The organism is Halobacillus sp. Nhm2S1, assembly GCF_019599545.1.
GTDB lineage: Bacteria > Bacillota > Bacilli > Bacillales > Halobacillaceae > Halobacillus.
The window spans coordinates 1,112,868-1,132,030 of sequence record NZ_JAIEZV010000001.1 but is presented as its reverse complement, the minus strand read 5'-3'; the positions used below and the strand labels follow the sequence as shown (position 1 = coordinate 1,132,030).

The window sequence follows — 19,163 nt, the reverse complement described above, 5'->3', positions numbered from 1 at the left end:
TACGATTACACAAGACAGGAGGTGAGACACATGGCTAACAACAACAGTTCAAATGAGTTGGTTGTACCTGGTGTACAACAAGCTCTAGACCAAATGAAATACGAAATCGCACAAGAATTTGGCGTACAACTTGGTGCTGACTCTACAGCTCGTGCTAACGGTTCTGTAGGTGGTGAGATCACTAAGCGTCTTGTCCAAATGGCTGAGCAACAGTTCGGCGGACAACAATACAAATAAATACTTGTGACGAAGGAGGAAGGGTGCGCCCTTCCTCTTTATTTTTTGGATGTCTTGAAGCATTCATACGTTGCACGAAGAATGACATCTTTAGATCGTTTTGAAAGAAGTGGCGAGCAATGCAAGAATGTGGTGTATGCAATGGATGGGCAGCCTCTGAAAGGCCCTGCCCGAAATGTGAAGGAACGATGAAAGATCAAGGGCGTGTCACGGATTTCTTGGATGATTATAGCCCTTATCTTGATCAAAAATATACAGACCTTGTAGATGGTGACTTGAATTCATCTATCACTGAGGAATGCGTTCATTTATTTGTTTGCGAAGATTGTGGTCTGAATGATATTCAAGCCACATAAAAAAACGCAGCCAACAAGGCTGCGTTTTTATTTTTTTAGCGGATACGTAATTCAGAGTCTTTATCAAAGAAGTGAACTTTGTTCATATCAATGGCCAATGTAATCTGATCCCCACCATTAATGTCAGAACGGGAGTCTACACGTGCGATGAAGTCCTGATCATTCAGTTTGGAATATAAGTAGGACTCAGATCCCATCAATTCTGCTACTTCAATGTCCGCTGTGATTTTCTTGTCTTGGTTTGCATCAATAAACACAGGTTCATCATGCATGTCTTCGGGTCTTACACCAAGAATGACTTCTTTTCCGATATAGTTTTGTTCGCGAAGAGGCTTCATTTTTCCTTCAGGAACAGCGATCTTAACTTCTCCAAGTTCAATGTGGCCATCGGCAAGCTTTCCATTCAGGAAGTTCATAGCCGGGGAACCGATGAACCCGCCGACGAAAACGTTCTCAGGTTTGTCATATACATCTTTCGGTGCACCTACTTGTTGGATCACACCGTCTTTCATAACGACAAGTCGTGTTGCCATCGTCATCGCCTCTGTCTGGTCGTGCGTGACGTAGATTGTCGTTGTTTGAAGACGTTGGTGCAACTTCTGGATTTCCGCACGCATCTGAACACGTAGCTTTGCATCAAGGTTGGAAAGAGGCTCGTCCATCAAGAATACCTTTGCATCTCGGACAATCGCACGACCAAGAGCAACACGCTGTCTCTGACCACCTGACAGCGCTTTCGGTTTACGGTCAAGTAAGGCTTCAAGACCAAGAATTTGCGCCGCATTATTTACACGTTTTTCAATTTCATTTTTATCCATCTTACGTAGCTTCAAACCAAAAGCCATGTTGTCATATACGTTCATATGCGGGTACAAAGCGTAGTTTTGGAACACCATCGCGATGTCTCGGTCTTTTGGAGCTACATCGTTCATGCGTTTTTCATCAATCATGAAATCTCCATTCGTAATTTCTTCAAGACCAGCAATCATACGAAGTGTCGTAGATTTTCCGCAACCGGAAGGACCGACGAATACGATGAATTCTTTATCCTTAATGTGTAAGTTGAAATCATCGACTGCTTTCACACTTTTATCATAGACTTTATCGATATTGTTCAGTTTAATTTCTGCCATTTTTAAATCCCCCTAGAAAAATTGAAATCGCTTTCTTGATTGATTACAGTGTATCGAAGTTTCTGAAAACGGTAAATGGACAAAGTGCACAAACATGGGAGAGGGTTGTTTGTGCACTTTGTCGATTGTCAGTATTCCATGTGTAATAATGCGAGATACGTAATGACCGCGCCCTCAAATTGTTTAATATCCAGGCCCGTTTTTTCAATGAATTTGTCCACTCGATATTGCAAGCTGTTTCTGTGCATATACAGTTTTTTAGCGGCTAGAGACGTATTAGAACCTGATTCCAGGAAAATCCGGATGGTCTGTAATAATTCCTTGTCCTTTTCGATGTCCTTAAAGATGGATCTGCGGATATGTTCCCATTCCTCTTCCGGAAGTGCGTCTATATATAAGTAGGGGACAATATCCTTATAGGTAATCATGGATCCTAGTTTATGTTCTTTAGCAATTCCCGCTCCGTGCTGGGCCCATTTCAATATTTTTGAGGCATCCTCCGGGGAAGAAGTGAATTCACTAATAAAGAAATGGATATCTGTGTAAAAATCACTGCTTAATACATCTGCCATGCCTTCGAATTCCATGATTTCCTGATCTTTAGATGACATCTCTTCTATGATGATCCCCTCACGGTCCGATGTCCATAAGAGAGGCATTTCTTGAGGGAATAGGGATTGAAGGGCTTCCTTTACAATAGCTTTCTCTGCTTCCACATCTTCGATGGAAAAAAGGACAAAGCGAAAGGATACCGGCCACACCATTTCCTGGGTTTCTTCTTTTTTATAAAGGAATGATGACCATTGCTTCTCCCTTTCTGTCATGGTGGATTCTTCTGAGCTTAAAGGTTTGAGAAAGATCGAGAGCAATTCAGAAGATGGGTGATCAAGTTCATCTTTTTTAATACCTACGATTTCATCATTTTCAGTTTGGAACCATTTGTATTCCGTATGGTTGTCAAATCCTAGTTTATTTATAGTGATTGAAGGGTATAATCGTTTAAGTTGGTCTACAACTGACATGAATCTCTTCCTTTTTGGTTGGATATTTACTATTATAGTAATACAATGGACAAAATCCGCAAAGCGTTGAAGGTATAAAACTTCTGTACCTGAAGAGAGGAGGAGAAGGAATTGGATCAAGTGAAGGATAAAAGCATTTACGGTCCTGAAACGAAAAATCGTTTAAAAAGGATTGAAGGTCAAGTTCGTGGTGTCCTCAAGATGATGGATGAAGATAAAGATTGTAAAGATGTCATTACCCAGTTGTCAGCCGCACGTTCTGCGATGGACCGTGCGATTGGATATATCGTTGCAAAAAACTTAGAAGGCTGTATTCGTGATGCTCATGAGGAAGGCGAATCAGCGGAAGAGTTGATTAATGAAGCTGTTCAGATGATTGTGAAAAGCCGCTAATGAAGAAAGCTGTCTCCTGTTTCGTCCGATGAAAGGCAAACAGGAGACAGCTTTTTCTTTTCATTTTTCCTCTTTTTGCTCAGGAATTTCGTGAGCTTCTCCAATTTGCTCATGCCCGTGAACAGGTTTGATCGTGCCACCTGCCATCCCTTCATTGATCATCCGATCGACGTCAAGTTCGAATTTATCCTTTCCTTCCGGTGCTGCTTGTTTATGGTGCTTATCCATATGTTCACCTCCTTCTTTCATTTTGCCCGGAAACTTAAATTCAATGAACCGACAAGGAGAATAACCTTGTCCTTTCCCTTCATATCCTAGTAGGAAGGGAGGGGTTCAAATGCAAAAACAACAGGAGTCTTTTATTGAACGGCTGCAACGGGCAATTGAAGAAGAATGGAAAGACCATGATTTTTACAACCGTTTGAAAGGTGATACGAGCAACCGGTTGTTCAGGGATTATATTAAGCATGCGGAAGATGATGAATTGAAACATTATCAAATGTTCCAACACCTCCACTTCCAGTTGACGGGGAAATATCATCATTTTGAACCCGAAACAATCAGCTATCGATCCTTCGAAGGTGGTGTAATCAGGGCGCAACAAGATGAATTTAAAGCGCGCGAAATGTATAGGGAAATGCTGTTTATGATTCCAACACCTCTCGCTTATCATGTGTTATTTACAGCCATGACTGATGAGATGGAGCATGCGACAAGGTTCGGTACTATATATGGGAGACTGAAATAATTCCTGTAGAAGGCCATGTTTATACAAGGCCTTTTTTGTTTGGTGTTTTACCGTTGGCACTTGGCTTTTATTTGGATTATACTGGGTACACCATGTGTAGAAAGAGGTTGGACCATGAATTCTGCTTTATTAATTTTAATGATGATCGGAATCGGAGCCCTGATTGGAGGACTCACAAATTCATTAGCCATAAAAATGTTATTCCGTCCCTATCGACCCATTCATATCGGTAACTACCGACTTCCTTTTACCCCGGGACTCATCCCTAAACGACAAAAGGAATTAGCTCAGCAATTGGGTAAGATGGTTGTGAACCATCTATTAACTCCTGAAGGCATCCGTCGAAAGCTTACACATCCAAGTTTTAAGGCGCAGATGACCACATGGGCCAAAGATGAAGTTCAAGTGGTGTTGAAAAAAGAAGATACGTTAAAAGAAGTGCTTGAGAAATTTCATATTGAAGTGACAACATCATCCATTCAACGTCATGTTTCTCAGTGGGTGGAACACCGCTACGAATCACTAATGGACGAATATCGTGAGAAAACGATCGAGGAGTTGTTAACACCATCGTTGCGAGAAAGGACAAACCGCGGAGTAGACCAAGCGGCTGCTCATATTCAAGCGAGTATAGAAACTTATTTCCGAAGTTCCGAAGGGAAAGAGAAAGTGGCCGCCTTAATTGATAACTACTTGGATAATCAAGGGTTTCTCGGTAATATGATTTCATCTTTCATGGGACCAGACGGTCTTACAGAGCGTATTTATCCACTCATTCTTAAATATGTATCTGACCGGGAAATGAAGGATTGGCTGGAAACAATGCTGCATACAGAAAAAGATAAACTTTTAACCAAGCGAGTCGCGTGGTTTGAAAACCAAATCGGTCGTGAAACAGTTGGCACAAAGCTTGGAGAGCTAGTGGCAGAGGCATTACCTGTGGGTGATTGGATGGCAAAAACAGTGAAAGAATGGACAAGCCCTTATGAAGAAAGGATTCTTGAAACCTTCGTTCCAGCTGCTGTTGATCAAATCAGTGATTTATTATCGGCCAAAGTAGAGAGCATGATGGCGCAGATGCGATTATCTGAAATTGTTCAGGAGGAAGTCGAAGCTTTCCAAGTCGAACGTCTTGAAGAAATGGTTCTCGGAATATCCAGAAGGGAATTTAAGATGATCACCTACCTCGGTGCTTTGCTAGGAGGAATGATTGGCTTACTCCAAGCCGTTATTGTGCTATTTTTCGGATAATGGTGTATTCCTATACAGACGTATAGGAGTTTGTTATAGTGGGGGAGGAGTGTCAGAACGAAAACTTAGGAGGTTCTTATTTTTATGGCAAACCTATATGATTACGCGTATGATCTAGAAAAAGCAATCCGTAACAGTGAGGAATTCAACGGATTGAAAGAAGCATATGAAGCAGTAATGAACGATGAAGCTGCTAAAAAAATGTTCGACGATTTCCGTCAAACTCAAATTACGCTTCAACAAAAGCAGATGCAAGGAGAAGAAATTTCTGAGGAGGAAGTAGAACAGGCTCGTAAAGTTGTTGAGCTTGTACAACAACACCCTCAAATCTCCAAGCTTATGGAAGAAGAACAGCGCTTAAACACAGTCATCAACGACATCAGCCGTATCATTACGAAGCCTCTTGAAGAGCTTTACGGCAACCCTGAAGAACCACAACAATAAATAGTAAAAAAGGAGCTGGTGATCCAGCTCCTTTTTTTTAGATCATTTCGGGAAGTCTGTATTCAGCGAGCAGACTATAAGCCTTCTACGTTTCATGTTTATGAAAGCTCTTTCATGGATTGGATTTTTTGTCGTCTCTTGCAGGAAAGTGGGTAATCGGTGACGAAAAACTAAACCAAGAAGAATTTTTCCATATATAGGAGGAAAATCATGATCATGAAGCACTTCATTGTAGAGGAAAAGGGAAATGTGGTTCATTTGAAGATTGCCCGAGGAGAGAAATACAATGCGTTGAATGCAGAACTATTAGCAGAGTTCGCTGAAGCCGCTCGGGAAGTGAGGCGGTCAGAGGCGCAAATTGTACTTTTATATGGAGATGGAGAAGGATTCTGCGCAGGTGGAGATTTGAGCATGATGAAAGAGGTGTCTGACAGGGATACGTACGATGAAGTCATGGATGATATCGAAACGATTGTGAAAACCTTCTATTCCATGCAGAAAATTGTTATATCCGCATTGCATGGTCCTGTGGTAGGACTAGGGTTGAGCATTGCATTGTCGGCTGATTATGTCATAGCAGAACCAGATGCCAACTTATCCATGAATTTCATAGGTATTGGATTAGCTCCGGATGGTGGAGGGCATTTTTGGCTGCAGGAACGTTTAGGAACACACCAGGCTAAACATTTTGCTTGGGAAGGACAGCAAATGAGAGCCAAAGAAGCCTATGATCATAAACTTGTGGATATCGTCGTAAATGGACCTGTCCGAGAAGAAGCAGCACGACTCGCGGAAGAGTGGAGCGGCCGGCCATTGAAATCCATGATTGCCACAAAAGAATTGTATCATCAACATGGGATGGAACGTTTATCACACTACTTGGAGAAAGAACGTGAAAACCAATGGCGGTTACTTCAAACCGCTGATCATAGAGAAGGGGTTGAAGCCTTCTTGAATAAAAGAAAGCCGGAATTTCAAGGTAAATAATAAAAAGTCGCGCTTTATGCGCGACTTTTTATGGTTTTAAATTGTTTTTGGTGTTATCTGTGGAATAGAACTAAGTGCCCTTCAGGTGCAGCGCAGCGATGGGTATGATTGCTGTACCCTTTCTCTTCCAGTTTCTCCGTCCCGATTTTTTTTGCCTCGTCATCATTCTCTGCTTGAAAGTTTTCATCGAGGACATTGGTGCCGTCTTTCTCGAATACGGTTAAGTAGTAGGTCTTCATTGTTGTGCCTCCTTGAATGAATAGGTATTCAATATTTACTTTTGTCATACACCGTCGATATTCCTGCTTAATCAGCAAATTTCCCATAAAAAATGGCTATTACATTCTTTAGTATAAGCTCCCGATTGTGGAAGAATCGGTTTGGATACTTTTGATGGGTGGGTGGGACTGCGTGGCATGGCTCCCTTAAATGAAGCCTGGCCTGGTTGGAATAATGATTGACACTCCCTGGCCATGGATACGGGGTCAGGGAAACGACGATTTGCGGTGGTTTGGATCAGTCAGTGGAAAAACACTCAGGTTTGTGTCTCCATTCGCTTTTCATGTGGACGTTTCCCGGAGCCCCTAAGCTCCCGTAAAGTCTCGAAATCGAGCCTTCCACAATCCTGCCGTATTCTTTAATAACAATTATTAATGAACCATATGGATTATTGAAACCATTGGTTTAGAAGATACGTATATAAGGTGAAAAGGGGGAGAAATGATGATGTTACGTTTGGAGAAAGTGACGAAAAAGTTCGGGTCGTTTACTGCCGTTGATGATTTATCGTTAGAAATTCCAGAAAAGCAGATCTTTGGTTTTCTTGGTGCCAACGGAGCGGGTAAAACCACCACTTTCCGTATGGTTCTCGGTTTGCTGGATCAAACGAGAGGTGAAATATCATGGAACGGTGGAGATATCGGCTACGACCAGAGTCATTTAATCGGCTACTTACCGGAAGAAAGAGGACTCTATCCGAAGCTTAAGGTCCAGGAGCAGTTGGTCTATTTGGCGAAATTAAGAGGAATGAAGAAAGCAGAGGCCATTCAACAGATTGAACGCTGGCTTGAGCGGTTTAAAGTTCCAGAATATAAAAACAAAAAAGTTGAAGAATTATCGAAAGGAAATCAGCAAAAGATTCAGTTCATCTCGGCAGTATTACATAAACCGAAATTGTTGATATTGGATGAGCCTTTTTCAGGTCTTGACCCTGTTAATGTTGAGATGCTGAAAAAAGCAGTCATCGATTTGAAAGAAGCCGGTACATCGATTGTGTTTTCTTCCCACCGTATGGAGCATGTAGAGGAACTGTGTGAAAGTCTGTGTATTCTCCATCACGGTTCTCCCGTGGTGCATGGAAAATTGAACGAAATAAAAAAATCATTCGGAAAAAAGAATGTGAGAGTTATCGCAGATTTTGACCTTGCATTTTTGGAAAGTATTCCTGGAGTAACGAAGTATAAGCCGTTGGGAGATGGCTGTGAACTACAGATTGAGAGTGAGAAAATAGCTCAGCGTATTTTTAAAGAACTGCAAGGAAAAGGGTTTGTACGCAAATTCGATCTGGAAGAACCGACTTTGAATGACATCTTTATTGAGAAGGTGGGTGCTTCTTATGAATAAGTTCTTGATCATGGTTGCCCAGACTTATAAAAACCGTGTGAAATCAAAATCATTCCTAATTACCACGATTGTTACTGTCGCACTCATTTTTGCTTTATCTAATTTGCAATCCATCATTGAGACTTTCAGTGATGTGGATGAAGAAAAGAAAGTAGCGGTTGTGACGGATAATGAGGGCTGGTTTCAATCGTTAGAGCAGGTTGTTTCGATGAATGACAACCTTACCCTCGAGAAATATGACGGAAGTCTTGAAGAAGCTCAAACTGCAGTAGAAGAAGGAGACTTTCAATCAGTCGTTGAAGTGGAACAAGGAGAAGAAGGGCTCCCCGAAGCGACTTATTATGCGAACAAAATTGCCAATACAGGGGAAAGTGACCCTGTCAGACAGGCGCTTCAACAAGTGAAAGTGCAGTATGTAACGGAGCAGGCTGGTGTCGACCCTGCGATTATACAACAAATGAATACTCCTGTTAATTTTGAGTTGGTAGCTCTTGAAGAGAGTGCAAAAACGGCAGAAGAACTCAACCAGACGCGGGGCCTTGTTTATGTGATGCTCTTTTTCTTGTATTTTTCTGTCATTATGTATGGGCAGATGATTTCTACGGAGGTAGCAACAGAGAAATCGAGTCGGGTCATGGAAATTTTAGTTTCCAGCGTATCCCCTGTTTCCCAAATGTTTGCGAAGATTTTCGGCATAGCTTTGTTGGGATTGACGCAATTCGCTATCCTTATTTTGGCTGGGTACTTGGGTATTCAACAAAGCAAGACCCTCGGAGATGGCTCGATGTTGGAGTTTTTTGGTTTTAATGACATCAACCCTGGCACAATCATCTATGCCGTTGTTTTCTTCATTCTTGGCTATTTGCTTTATGCTACCTTAGCGGCCACCTTGGGCTCGCTTGTGAGTCGTTTGGAGGATGCGCAGCAGCTATTGGCACCTATGATTATGCTGATTGTAGCTGGTTTTCTCATTGCTATGTTTGGCCTTGGAGTACCTGATTCAACCTTTATTACGGTTAGTTCTTATTTCCCGTTCTTCACACCATTGATTATGTTCTTGCGTGTAGGAATGTTGGAAATACCAATCTGGGAAGTTGCTTTATCTATCGGTATTCTGGCCGGGTCGATTCTATTACTTGCGCTGATTGGCGCTCGAGTCTATCGTGGCGGTGTACTGATGTATGGGAAATCTACTTCCTTAAAAGATTTAAAAACGGCTTTGCAACTATCTAAAAAAGAAAAATAAAGATATAGTGAAAACCCCTTTTGTTAAGGGGTTTTTTACATTTCTGGAAGTGATAAAAATGTTCTGGAAAAGTGTGCAGCTTTGTTTTTATCCTGGTTCTATGAGAACGTGCATTCGGTTTTATGCTCTGTTAAAATGAAGGAAATAGCAGAAAAGGAGGCTGATCATGGTGGCATCATCTATTCGATTCATACATAGCGCAGATTTACATATCGACAGCCTTTTTAAAACGAAGGGAAACTTCCCTGGGGAATTGTTAGAAAAGTTGCGAAAAAGCACGTTCGAAGCGTTCGATCGTTTAATCGACGCTTGTATAAACCACAAGGTGGATTTCCTTTTGATTACTGGTGATTTATACAATGAGGAGATTCGGAGTATAAAAGCACAAGTTCATCTGAGGCGTGGATTCGAACGCCTTCAAGAGAAAGGGATACATGTTTACATCAGTTATGGTAACCACGATTATATAGAGGGAAAAACACTCCCCATTGAAATGCCCGGCAATGTACATATTTTTGAAAGTCAGAATGTTGAACATTTCCCTTTTGAAAAGGAGGGGAAAGTACTGGCTCATATTTATGGGTTTAGCTATGAAACAAGAGAAGTACGGGATCGCAAAGTCCAGGACTTTAACAAAGTAGAAGGAGCTGACTACCATATCGGAATGCTTCATGGCAGTCTCGATACAAATACAGATCATGATGTGTACGCACCTTTTTCACTAGAGGAGTTAAAAGGAAAAGGAATGGACTACTGGGCATTAGGTCACATCCACAAACGTTCGGTTCTATCGACAGACCCGCCTGTCCTCTACCCAGGGAATATTCAGGGGAGATCACGAAAGGAAGCGGGGGAAAAAGGATGTTACCTTGTCGAGCATACGCGTGGAGAATGGAAGTATCACTTGGTTCCGTTGCAAAGCATCACGTACGTTTCAACAAGTGTAAGTGATCTTGAATCTACAACGTTTGAAGAGCTGGAAGAAATTTTGGAGAATGCGAAAGACAAAGTAGCTGCTGGTTCTCCTATCATGTTGACAATCACGATGGTGGGATATGCAGGACCTATAGAGGATATTCAAGAATGGGTGGAAGTCATTAATGGAAATGAAGATTTTCATTCCGATGATTGGATTTGGATTGAGGAAATTAGGGTTGAAAGCCGCACCACATGGGATGAAGAGGAGTTAATGAAAGGTTCTCACTTTACAGGTGAACTATTACGGACGATTTCTGATTTACACGATGAAGAAGTAAAACAATGGCTTTCCCCTTTGTTTTCTCATCGAAAAATTTCAAAGTATATTCAGCCGATAAAAGGGGAAGAAACGACGGATATCGTAGAGCAAGCAAAATCCCTTCTATTAGATAAGATGATCACCCATGAAAGGGGGAGGACAATGTGAAAATCACCCAAATATATATTTACGGATTCGGCAAATGGAAGGATTACTCTTTGGATTTAACTGATCCTTCTCCTCAACTTATCATAGGAGAAAATGAAGCAGGAAAATCAACCATTTACGAATTCATCTTGTTTATGTTATTTGGGCTGCCTCCAAAACAAAGGTTGTCTTTTATACCGAAAACTGGAGGAAGCATGGGCGGACGCCTTACTCTTCTAACGAGAGAGCATGGCAAAGTCACGATTGAAAGAACGCACGAACATGACAACGGAAAAGCGGTCTGCCGATTGGAGACAGGGGAGGAAACGGATGAATCCTGGCTCCGTGATTTATTGGACGGAATGGAACGAAGAGTTTTTGAATCCTCCTATAGCTTTAATGCGGATGACTTGATGGAACTAAAGAATCTCTCAGGGCATGAGCTTGGTGAAGTTCTATTGAATATAGGATTAACGGGATCCGATCAAATTTATCAAACAGAAAAATGGCTCCAAAAACAGATGGACGAATTTTTCAAGCCAAAAGGAAAAAAGCCACTTATTAATGCGCAGCTTCAATTGGTTGAAGAGTTGCAGCAGAAGAAAAAAACTTTGGATGAAGAAGAAATAGATTATATACGACTTCAAGAAACTAAAAGAACTTTGAACGAACGCATACGCACCTTGGAAGAAGAATGGCAGAAAACCATGAATCAATTCTACATAACAGAACAAGTCTTGAAAGTGAGAGCTATTATCGTCGATTATCACTTAATAAAGGCTGAAGTAGAAAATGAATGTGAAGTCTCCTTTCCAGAAGCGGGTGTGGAGCGTTATCAGCAAGTGAAAGAAGTCCTTTTGCCTCTTCAATCGGAACAAAAGCTATTGAAAGCAAATAGAGAAGAACTTGAAGCTGCTGTGCAACGCTGGAAGGATGGATACCATCCATCTCAAAAAGAAACAGCAGAAAAGCTCATAGAAACCGGATACCCCAAGTATGAGCAAGCCGCTTATGAACTTGAACGCCTTTTACAACAGATCGGCCGGCTTGATGAACAGATAGAGGAAGAAAAAAATCATATTGATGTCCCTTTGGATATCGATGAGCTCGAGGAATATCCCCTGCCATTTTACATTGAAGAAACATGGCGGGCCTTCAAGAAAGAAGAAGAGGAAGTGGAACGTGAGGAAGCGTTCGTAAAGGAACAATTAGACGATATCGACCGTGAGTTTCAAAAGATAGAGGAACGGAAGCATGCGATAGAGGCTGAGAGGATTAGTAAGGAAACAGCTAAAGAATATGAGGAAAAGCTGCAGCGGAGTTATCAAATGGCCGCAACATCTGAGAAAGACATAACAGGATTAAAGAATGGGCGTTTGCTAGGAGGCGCATTGGCCGTTCTAGCACTGACTGTTGGAGGCCTCCTTGAAGGAATGGTATTATTTATTTCTTGTTTGATCATAGCCGGGGGTCTTGCCCTCTACAGTTACAGCTGTCACAAAAAAATTGTAAATTCATCCGTGCAAAATGTGACGTTATCCCCGCCTGTTGAAGAAATAGAGCAAGCGAGAAAACAATTAAAAAAATATGATGCCCACAACAATGAGTACCATCATCTGCGTGAGCAGTGGAAGCAGTTGAACCAGGAAGAGATTCGGCTGCAAGAGAAGAGCCACCACCTTGAACAACGAAAGAGAAGGTTGGAAAGCAGCCTTGATGAACAGCGCAATCTCTATCCTTTCCTATCATCCTTACATGTTGAACACTGGGGAAAGCTCTATCATTTTCTAACACAATTAAAAGAAAAAAAGCGGACACTTAAACGACTCCATCAGGAAAGAGAAAAGCAGCATTCCTTGATGAACCATATTAAAAGAAATCTGGAAGCGTTTTACAAGAAGCAAAAATGGGAATTCTACGAAGAGAATATGGAGAATCAGTGGAAGCAATTGAAAGAATGGGTCCAAGAGCAGAGTTACAGGAAGCAGAAAATCACTCAAGCAGAAGAACAATTGAAGTCCTTGAATAAGCGTGCAAAAGAAAATGAAATGAAGCTTTCCACCTATGTGGAGCAGCAACAAGAGCTTTACAAAGAAGCCGATGTGGAGAAGGAAGAAGACTTTTATGCAAAGGCGAAACAAAAGGGAAAACAAGGAGAGCGACAAAAAAAGCTCCAAGATTTAGAACGTCAATTACAGCGCATGCTGTCAGAAAAAGAGCAGCAGGAATATCTTGTGTGGACGGAAGTTCCTGAAGAAGCTGCACTTTCGGCCCGCCTTGAACGACTCAAAAGGGAAAAACAAAGGATTGAAAACGAACAAAAAAAGAATCAGCAGGCCATGGCTGATAACGATAGCGCCATTCGACAGCTTGAGCATTCAGACGAACGTTCAAGCATTACTCACAAATTACACAAAGAAAAAGCCGAACTTCAAAAACAGTCGGAAGAATGGGCAGCTTATCAACTGGCTTGGAAGGCCTTGGAGAAGACGAAGCATGCGTATAAAGAAAAATATTTGCCACGCATCCTACGGAAAGCTACGGATTATTTTCACAGACTGACGAATGGAAATTATGTAGATGTGAAAATTTCCCCCGATGATGATTGCATTCAGGTCATTAGTAAACAGGGATTCACCTTTTTACCAATGGAACTTTCCCGGGGCACCAAGGATCAATTGTATGTTTCTTTCCGTCTCGCTCTAGGCGAAACGATGGCGGATGATTTATCACTGCCGTTTCTCGTTGATGACGCCTTTGTTCATTTTGACCAGGAAAGATTAAACTTGATGATCGAACTTTTTGAGCACCTATCTGAAAACCACCAAGTCATTCTCTTTACGTGGCGGGAAGATTTAGAAGGAGCGTTTCAATCTCCTCAAGTTCTGCGATTGAGTTAAAATAGATATTAAGGTCGCAATGTAAGGACATTAATGATAAAATGTTTTAAGATTACTGAGGAATAAGCAAATGGAGGGTTTCCATTGCCAGAAACGAACAATAAAGATTGGAACAAATACGAAGAAACGATTGAACAATTTATCCAAGTCATAGCTAAGAATATGAGCCTTTACGGGGTAACCCCGTCCATTGGTCGCTTGTATGGAGTGCTGTACTTCTCACAGGAACCCATGACCCTGGATGACATGAGGGAAGCTTTGGAAATGAGCAAGACGAGTATGTCCACAGGCGTCCGTGCTTTATCAGATATGAAGATGGTGGAACCTTCGTTTAAAAAAGGAGTCCGTAAAGATCTATATAAGTCAGAAGAAGATTGGTATAAATCTTTTACTTCCTTGTTCGGAAGCCGTTGGAGGCATCATACGGAGACGAATATCGAAGAAGCAGATGAAGCTATTCAGGAACTTCTGGAGCTGCAGGAGCAGACCACGGACGAAGATCTTCAGATGAAAATAACAGAAGACATTGATCGCCTGGAATATGCACAAAATTATTATCGATGGCTAATGAGATTCATTCATGTAGTAGAATCAGGGGAGATCTTCCAATACGTGCCCAAAATTGATCAAAAAGATAAAAAGTGAAAAATCCGTTGTGGATAGCTTGCTAGCTGTGCACATCGGATTTTTTTGTTGGCCTGAACGAAGAACATGCGGGAGCTTGTATCATATTTGTTTGCGGTCTCTCATAGACTAGAGACAAAAGGAGCAGGGAGGATGAATTTATGTTATTCGGTCTTCCGATTTGGGTATTTCTGTGCATTGTTTTTATTTTCATAAGCGGATATATGGCCATCCGCGCCATGAGAGCGGAGCACAATCTCGAACAAGAGTATATCGAAAGGGAAGGTCAAGTGTATTTGAAGCGGATTGAGAAAGAGAAAGAGCGACGGGGCAAAAGAGATGCCATGATGTCAGAATAAAAGCCAGGTGAATCATTCACCTGGCTTTTGGTCTTGATTATTCTTCTGTATTTTCTTCTTCAGAAGAGCCTTCTTCTGAGTTATTTCCCTCTGGATTTGTACCTTCTTCTACAGGAGCTTCTTCTTTATCGAAGAGACCTTCAAATTCATCGATTTTTACGTCGATTTCAGAGTTCTGCATAAGCTCATCCATTTTCTTCTGAAGCTCAGCCTGGTCGACTTTCTGGCTCGTCAACGTGCGCTTAATTTCATCTTTCATATCTTCATAAGATTCAACGTCTTCTTTATCACGCTTGTCTGTCACTTTGATGATGTGGTACCCAAATTGAGATTGAACAGGTTCACTTACTTCACCTGGCTCTAGTTCATAGGCTTTATCTTCAAATTCAGCAACCATTTCTCCAGGTCCAAACCAGCCTAGCTTACCGCCTTGCTGTGCAGAACCGTCAGAAGAATATTCAGCAGCCAGTTCACCGAAATCTTCACCATTATCGATTTTTTCTTTCACTTCTTTCGCTGTTTCTTCATCAGAGACTAGGATGTGACTCGCTTGAACTTCTGTCTTCATGCGGTCATAGTAATTTTTCATTTCTTCTTCTGAGATTTCGATTCCTTCAGAAGCCGCTTTTTCCTGCAATAGGCTCATACGGATGGTTTCTTTGAAAGCTTCTTCATCGGCAAAGCCATTTTGCTGAAGAATGTTTTCAAAATTATCGCCGTATTGTTCTTTGATTGTTTCTAGTTCCTTGTTTACTTCTTCGTCAGAAACCTCATAATTGTTGGCAAGAACTTCTTTCATGACAAGAGTCTGAAGCACTTGCTCCCCATACTGAGACTTCAATTCCTGATAGAACTCTTCTTTCGTTACTTCTCCACCGTTAGTTTCAACAACAACTTCTGATTCATCTGCATTGGATGAACAAGCTGACAAGGTGAATACGCTCGCTGCTAATGCAGCAGTGATGGCTATTTTTTTCATAATCCTGACACTCCTAAAACTTATTGTGAATTTCGTGACGTAGAGATTTGCTCACAGCCTATCAGTAAATATAACACATTATAGAGGCAATGTTCTATAATGTGTTGTGAAAATATAGCAATTCAAAAAAGACATAGAAAAAACAGGCCAACTTCGGCCTGTTTTTAAAGTGTATTAAGCACTTCCACATAAGAAGAGATCAGTAATATTGTAATCAGTACGTTGATCGTGCGGAAAACACGTGTTTGTTTTTCGTTCGACATTTTCGTCTTTGTGCATAAGGAATGTGTGAGTGAGTTAAACACGAATAAAATGACGAGCGCGTACAAGCTGAATCCAAATGCCATGTTGGTACCTCCTTTATTCCCTATGAAACTACTCTATCAAAGTTTGGGTGGATTGAACAGAAAAAAGCAGGTCGGATTTCCCGGTTAGAACAAAAAAGTCTGAATCAGAAAAGAAAAGACAAATTCCGACTTCAATTAATGCTTCCGGATGTGAAAAACTCAGTTTCGAGATAATGGGAGTTCGTTTACCGTATTGGGAGTCACTCGCTTTCCATTCACCCCATTCAATATAGGTGAGAAACGAACCCCTTTACCATTTGGATGGTCTTCCACGATCCCGCTGTGAGACGTATAGGACGCTCTGGATCAAGCTTTTATGTAATATGGTGGGCAGATCATTGGCTTTTCCTCAATCATACGAGTTGACCTTTGAGAAGTAGTTACGAGAATCTCCCAGGATCCCTATCCACTCAATAAAAGTCTCGAAAATGAGTCTTCCACGATCCCCCATATATTGTGAGAAGACATAAAAAAACAACGTTCAAGGGAGTGAACGTTGTTTTTATTAAGCTTTTGGCTGCTGAATTAAGATATCGTAGCCTTCTTTTGCATTCTCGATCAAGCACTTTTTAGGTGCTTTGGCGAAATAATTTAGATAAAGAAAATCAGAAAAAGATAATCCGATGTTCACAGATGCAAAGAGTACAAGATATGCAAAGTAATGAGGGAAGACATATCCCATGATGAGTGCAGGAACTGTAATTAGAAATGTTGGTGCAAGAGCCATCATGATTGACGTCTTCTTTGACAGTCGGGTTTTACACTGATAAGTGAAAGTCGGTACATAGCGCTTTCTGAATTTGAACTTAACGCGCAACCGCTTATAACTGAGCATTAATGGCAGCATATGCATCAAGCGGTGCATCGATGGTAAGAAAAACAAAATAACCAACAACGGTAGAAAACCGTGATCATTCATCTCATGCGTACCGTGAATCATTGAATACGGCAGGTATAAAATTAGGAATGAAAGTAGTCCTGTTAGAAATGACATCAGGTAAACACGGTTCAGACCGAATTCTTTATTGATGTTTACTGTTTTCCAGCAGTTCATCATAAGAATCCCTCCCTTACAACAAAAAATACTGTGAATTTATTATGAATATCGATATGATAGTAGTACGTTTTATGTTTCGTTTGTTTGGCACAAGACGAATAATAGTATGTTTGAAGAGAAAAAGCAATAGGTTTTTTGTAAAAAAAACACTTGCTTTTAATTCTTTTGTTGAAAGATCTAATAAACCTTGTCATGGCAAGGGTGACAGCAGGTTGTGGAGGGAGTATTTTGGAGAAGGAAAATCGATGTGAAACCTTTGCATTCCACTTGAATTTGTTACTAGAAGTCGAAGAGATGAAGAAATACCCATTTACGAAATTAGTCATTGAAAAAAGCTTAACAAGAAAAGAATATATAGAATCGTTACAATTGCTGGAAATTTTGAATGAGCGTTACGAAGAGGATGTAGCAAACGGTTTAATTAATCATGGGGATCTAATGATTCACTTTGCCGGGATGCTTTGTTATAAGTTACCTATAGAAGAGACCTTGGAGGCTCTTGAACATCAAGGGCTTTACCCGGAATTGACGAGCCTGCTCCATCGTCTCCATTATAAATAGAACCCTTTCCAATATGTGTTTACTGGAAAGGGTTCTATTTTTTAGGATCCTATTTGTTATGAGGATCTTGATTTCTTCTTATAGTCCTCAATATCCGTTGGTTGTTGGACTAGGGGTTCCTCTTCAATGTTTTCTAGTGAACGTTCAAGGATTTCTATATATTCATCCCCATAGATCTCCTTGATCAAAGCAGATAGATCTAAGAACTCAGGAAGCTTTCCATACATTTCTGTCATTGGCATAACGCCTCTCAGTACAGAATTATCTTCTGGGTTATACTCATTCAGCGTTGCTTCTAAAAGTTCAATCCCTGCATCAGTTAACTCTACATAAGTGTTTCTTTTGTCGTTTTCACGTTTAGAAAACTGAAGGAGGCCGCGCTCTTCCATCTTCTTTGAGAAATTGAAGGCGGTTGAAACATGCATGACACCATACTTGGAAATCTCAGATATGCTCGCCCCTTTCAAATGGTAAGCAATCCATAAAATGTGATGTTCATTGATGTTTAATTGGAATGGCTTAATCCATTCCTGCCAGTCCTTTTCAATGGCTTTCCAAAGCGCCTTGGAGAGTTGAGCCATCTTATGACTGTAGAAAATGGCTTCTCTTTTTGAGATTTTGTCTTTCATTTATCTCACCCTCTTAAGGTATTTTTTAAAACTATTCTATCCTCAATAGGCTATTAGTTTCAAAGAGTATCCCACTTATTATAATATAAAATTTTAATAAATTATCAAGATATAATGTGCTGAAAATAAAATTAACATGCAGAGACGATAAAGGTGGCCCTGCATGTTAAAGAAGAGGAGTTAATCAGAAGGGTGTTCAATATTACTAGGGTCTAAATCTTTGAATGCTTCGGCAATCCATTCGTGAAAACGGACCATATCTTCCATGCGTCTGTAAAGTTGGTCCGCCCGCTGCATTTCCTCTTGATTGTTATATTTCTGTATTCTGTCTTTCAATTCACCTTCCATACTTTCAATGGTGTTCTTTTGTCCATTTGCAGCTGACAGCCATTTCTTTATATAGGAAGACATGAAATTCCGATATAAGTTTTCGTTTGCTTGATAAAGGTCTTTACGGAATCCTTTTTTCCATACTCGTTCGACCAGCCCCTGATCCAATAATCCTCTTACACCTGTACTCATAGAAGTTTTACTTTTCCCCAAAGCCTGGCTCATTTCATCCAAAGTCATTGGACCCTGATGCAGATAGAGAGTAACAAACAGTCGTGCATCAGCAGGGGTGAGTCCAAACATTTCCAGTGTTTTAGAAAATTCATGTGTGACTTTCGTATGCATGTCTTCAAGGAAATGGTGGTCTTTTACTACCATAAGATCCTCCTTCGCAAAAAATCTAAGTCCACATTACTATAATTGCCATTTGTTTGAAAATCTCTGAAAGGGCTTAAATATAAAGGATTTAGTAGTAAAAGGGCGTAAATTATCCTTTAAACTCTGTACAGTTTTAACTGTACGTAATTTTTGTTCTTGATTTAAAGTATTTATC

General features: G+C 40.8%; 23 protein-coding genes. 14 read left to right on the top strand and 9 right to left on the bottom strand.

The window, feature by feature from the left end; translation table 11 throughout:
- Positions 1-30: 30 nt before the first annotated feature.
- Both K2225_RS05875 and K2225_RS05870 read left to right on the top strand, forming a co-directional pair.
- Positions 31-237, top strand: a complete 207-nt coding sequence (locus tag K2225_RS05875; protein WP_146814316.1) for an alpha/beta-type small acid-soluble spore protein — start codon at positions 31-33, stop codon at positions 235-237.
- A 119-nt stretch (positions 238-356) separates the two neighbouring features.
- Positions 357-593 carry a hypothetical protein gene (locus K2225_RS05870; RefSeq protein ID WP_220583881.1) on the top strand — a complete coding sequence of 79 codons (237 nt, stop codon included), beginning with the start codon at positions 357-359 and terminating at the stop codon, positions 591-593.
- Between the two features lie 35 nt (positions 594-628).
- Here the strand turns inward: K2225_RS05870 and K2225_RS05865 are convergent, their stop codons facing one another.
- Both K2225_RS05865 and K2225_RS05860 read right to left on the bottom strand, forming a co-directional pair.
- Positions 629-1,726, bottom strand: coding sequence for an ABC transporter ATP-binding protein (locus tag K2225_RS05865; protein WP_220583880.1), 1,098 nt, complete (start codon positions 1,724-1,726; stop codon positions 629-631).
- Between the two features lie 128 nt (positions 1,727-1,854).
- A complete protein-coding gene (locus K2225_RS05860) occupies positions 1,855-2,748 on the bottom strand; it encodes a PucR family transcriptional regulator (RefSeq protein WP_220583879.1) in 894 nt (297 codons plus the stop codon).
- Positions 2,749-2,859: 111 nt separating this feature from the next.
- On the opposite strand from K2225_RS05860, the gene K2225_RS05855 reads away from it, so the two are divergent.
- Positions 2,860-3,141 carry a metal-sensitive transcriptional regulator gene (locus tag K2225_RS05855; protein WP_174787809.1) on the top strand — a complete coding sequence of 94 codons (282 nt, stop codon included), beginning with the start codon at positions 2,860-2,862 and terminating at the stop codon, positions 3,139-3,141.
- A gap of 60 nt (positions 3,142-3,201) precedes the next feature.
- Here K2225_RS05855 and K2225_RS05850 read toward each other — a convergent pair whose 3' ends face one another.
- On the bottom strand, positions 3,202-3,369 hold the full coding sequence (locus K2225_RS05850; protein ID WP_220583878.1) for a hypothetical protein: 168 nt from the start codon (positions 3,367-3,369) through the stop codon (positions 3,202-3,204).
- A 109-nt stretch (positions 3,370-3,478) separates the two neighbouring features.
- Between K2225_RS05850 and K2225_RS05845 the strand changes: the two genes are divergently transcribed.
- The 4 genes from K2225_RS05845 to K2225_RS05830 all read left to right on the top strand — a co-directional run bounded on the left by K2225_RS05845 (position 3,479) and on the right by K2225_RS05830 (position 6,571).
- Positions 3,479-3,889 (top strand): ferritin-like domain-containing protein, encoded by a 411-nt coding sequence (locus K2225_RS05845; protein WP_220583877.1) that lies wholly within the window; start codon positions 3,479-3,481, stop codon positions 3,887-3,889.
- A 114-nt stretch (positions 3,890-4,003) separates the two neighbouring features.
- Positions 4,004-5,140 carry a DUF445 domain-containing protein gene (locus K2225_RS05840; protein WP_220583876.1) on the top strand — a complete coding sequence of 379 codons (1,137 nt, stop codon included), beginning with the start codon at positions 4,004-4,006 and terminating at the stop codon, positions 5,138-5,140.
- An 84-nt stretch (positions 5,141-5,224) separates the two neighbouring features.
- On the top strand, positions 5,225-5,584 hold the full coding sequence (locus K2225_RS05835) for a YlbF/YmcA family competence regulator (RefSeq protein WP_089653229.1): 360 nt from the start codon (positions 5,225-5,227) through the stop codon (positions 5,582-5,584).
- A gap of 210 nt (positions 5,585-5,794) precedes the next feature.
- Entirely contained in the window at positions 5,795-6,571 is a 777-nt protein-coding gene (locus K2225_RS05830; RefSeq protein ID WP_255574230.1) for an enoyl-CoA hydratase, read from the top strand.
- A 53-nt stretch (positions 6,572-6,624) separates the two neighbouring features.
- Here K2225_RS05830 and K2225_RS05825 read toward each other — a convergent pair whose 3' ends face one another.
- A complete protein-coding gene (locus tag K2225_RS05825) occupies positions 6,625-6,810 on the bottom strand; it encodes a YhzD family protein (RefSeq protein WP_220583875.1) in 186 nt (61 codons plus the stop codon).
- Positions 6,811-7,294: 484 nt separating this feature from the next.
- Between K2225_RS05825 and K2225_RS05820 the strand changes: the two genes are divergently transcribed.
- From K2225_RS05820 to K2225_RS05795, 6 genes are all read left to right on the top strand, one after another.
- Positions 7,295-8,194: an ABC transporter ATP-binding protein gene (locus K2225_RS05820; protein ID WP_220583874.1), complete on the top strand. Its 900-nt coding sequence runs from the start codon at positions 7,295-7,297 to the stop codon at positions 8,192-8,194.
- On the top strand, positions 8,187-9,440 hold the full coding sequence (locus K2225_RS05815; RefSeq protein ID WP_220583873.1) for an ABC transporter permease: 1,254 nt from the start codon (positions 8,187-8,189) through the stop codon (positions 9,438-9,440). The genes K2225_RS05820 and K2225_RS05815 overlap by 8 nt, the downstream gene beginning before the upstream one ends.
- A 166-nt stretch (positions 9,441-9,606) precedes the next feature.
- Entirely contained in the window at positions 9,607-10,845 is a 1,239-nt protein-coding gene (locus K2225_RS05810) for a metallophosphoesterase family protein (RefSeq protein ID WP_220583872.1), read from the top strand.
- Complete coding sequence (locus K2225_RS05805; RefSeq protein ID WP_220583871.1) at positions 10,842-13,724, top strand: ATP-binding protein; 2,883 nt, start codon at positions 10,842-10,844, stop codon at positions 13,722-13,724. Before K2225_RS05810 ends, K2225_RS05805 begins: the two co-directional genes overlap by 4 nt.
- 84 nt (positions 13,725-13,808) lie before the next feature.
- Positions 13,809-14,369: a GbsR/MarR family transcriptional regulator gene (locus K2225_RS05800; RefSeq protein WP_220583870.1), complete on the top strand. Its 561-nt coding sequence runs from the start codon at positions 13,809-13,811 to the stop codon at positions 14,367-14,369.
- Between the two features lie 140 nt (positions 14,370-14,509).
- Entirely contained in the window at positions 14,510-14,707 is a 198-nt protein-coding gene (locus K2225_RS05795) for a sporulation YhaL family protein (protein ID WP_146814291.1), read from the top strand.
- 37 nt (positions 14,708-14,744) lie between these two features.
- Here K2225_RS05795 and K2225_RS05790 read toward each other — a convergent pair whose 3' ends face one another.
- The 3 genes from K2225_RS05790 to K2225_RS05780 form a co-directional block, all read right to left on the bottom strand.
- Entirely contained in the window at positions 14,745-15,686 is a 942-nt protein-coding gene (locus K2225_RS05790) for a peptidylprolyl isomerase (RefSeq protein ID WP_220583869.1), read from the bottom strand.
- A 164-nt stretch (positions 15,687-15,850) separates the two neighbouring features.
- Positions 15,851-16,033, bottom strand: coding sequence for a hypothetical protein (locus K2225_RS05785; RefSeq protein ID WP_035510066.1), 183 nt, complete (start codon positions 16,031-16,033; stop codon positions 15,851-15,853).
- Between the two features lie 505 nt (positions 16,034-16,538).
- Entirely contained in the window at positions 16,539-17,090 is a 552-nt protein-coding gene (locus tag K2225_RS05780) for a DUF3267 domain-containing protein (protein ID WP_146814287.1), read from the bottom strand.
- A gap of 228 nt (positions 17,091-17,318) precedes the next feature.
- On the opposite strand from K2225_RS05780, the gene K2225_RS05775 reads away from it, so the two are divergent.
- Positions 17,319-17,651: a DUF1878 family protein gene (locus tag K2225_RS05775; protein ID WP_220583868.1), complete on the top strand. Its 333-nt coding sequence runs from the start codon at positions 17,319-17,321 to the stop codon at positions 17,649-17,651.
- Between the two features lie 56 nt (positions 17,652-17,707).
- Here K2225_RS05775 and K2225_RS05770 read toward each other — a convergent pair whose 3' ends face one another.
- Together K2225_RS05770 and K2225_RS05765 are read right to left on the bottom strand one after the other, a co-directional pair.
- Complete coding sequence (locus K2225_RS05770; protein WP_220583867.1) at positions 17,708-18,280, bottom strand: HTH-type transcriptional regulator Hpr; 573 nt, start codon at positions 18,278-18,280, stop codon at positions 17,708-17,710.
- 180 nt (positions 18,281-18,460) lie between these two features.
- Positions 18,461-18,988 (bottom strand): GbsR/MarR family transcriptional regulator, encoded by a 528-nt coding sequence (locus K2225_RS05765; RefSeq protein ID WP_220583866.1) that lies wholly within the window; start codon positions 18,986-18,988, stop codon positions 18,461-18,463.
- Between the last annotated feature and the right edge of the window lie 175 nt (positions 18,989-19,163).

Coding starts and splice junctions, on each gene's coding strand:
- K2225_RS05825 (WP_220583875.1), bottom strand. CDS start 6,810: ATGAAGACCTACTACTTAACCGTATTCGAGAAAGACGGCACCAATGTC.
- K2225_RS05870 (WP_220583881.1), top strand. CDS start 357: ATGCAAGAATGTGGTGTATGCAATGGATGGGCAGCCTCTGAAAGGCCC.
- K2225_RS05815 (WP_220583873.1), top strand. CDS start 8,187: ATGAATAAGTTCTTGATCATGGTTGCCCAGACTTATAAAAACCGTGTG.
- K2225_RS05875 (WP_146814316.1), top strand. CDS start 31: ATGGCTAACAACAACAGTTCAAATGAGTTGGTTGTACCTGGTGTACAA.
- K2225_RS05865 (WP_220583880.1), bottom strand. CDS start 1,726: ATGGCAGAAATTAAACTGAACAATATCGATAAAGTCTATGATAAAAGT.
- K2225_RS05820 (WP_220583874.1), top strand. CDS start 7,295: ATGATGTTACGTTTGGAGAAAGTGACGAAAAAGTTCGGGTCGTTTACT.
- K2225_RS05840 (WP_220583876.1), top strand. CDS start 4,004: ATGAATTCTGCTTTATTAATTTTAATGATGATCGGAATCGGAGCCCTG.
- K2225_RS05795 (WP_146814291.1), top strand. CDS start 14,510: ATGTTATTCGGTCTTCCGATTTGGGTATTTCTGTGCATTGTTTTTATT.
- K2225_RS05810 (WP_220583872.1), top strand. CDS start 9,607: ATGGTGGCATCATCTATTCGATTCATACATAGCGCAGATTTACATATC.
- K2225_RS05850 (WP_220583878.1), bottom strand. CDS start 3,369: ATGGATAAGCACCATAAACAAGCAGCACCGGAAGGAAAGGATAAATTC.
- K2225_RS05845 (WP_220583877.1), top strand. CDS start 3,479: ATGCAAAAACAACAGGAGTCTTTTATTGAACGGCTGCAACGGGCAATT.
- K2225_RS05785 (WP_035510066.1), bottom strand. CDS start 16,033: ATGGCATTTGGATTCAGCTTGTACGCGCTCGTCATTTTATTCGTGTTT.
- K2225_RS05835 (WP_089653229.1), top strand. CDS start 5,225: ATGGCAAACCTATATGATTACGCGTATGATCTAGAAAAAGCAATCCGT.
- K2225_RS05780 (WP_146814287.1), bottom strand. CDS start 17,090: ATGATGAACTGCTGGAAAACAGTAAACATCAATAAAGAATTCGGTCTG.
- K2225_RS05790 (WP_220583869.1), bottom strand. CDS start 15,686: ATGAAAAAAATAGCCATCACTGCTGCATTAGCAGCGAGCGTATTCACC.
- K2225_RS05860 (WP_220583879.1), bottom strand. CDS start 2,748: ATGTCAGTTGTAGACCAACTTAAACGATTATACCCTTCAATCACTATA.
- K2225_RS05765 (WP_220583866.1), bottom strand. CDS start 18,988: ATGGTAGTAAAAGACCACCATTTCCTTGAAGACATGCATACGAAAGTC.
- K2225_RS05770 (WP_220583867.1), bottom strand. CDS start 18,280: ATGAAAGACAAAATCTCAAAAAGAGAAGCCATTTTCTACAGTCATAAG.
- K2225_RS05830 (WP_255574230.1), top strand. CDS start 5,795: ATGATCATGAAGCACTTCATTGTAGAGGAAAAGGGAAATGTGGTTCAT.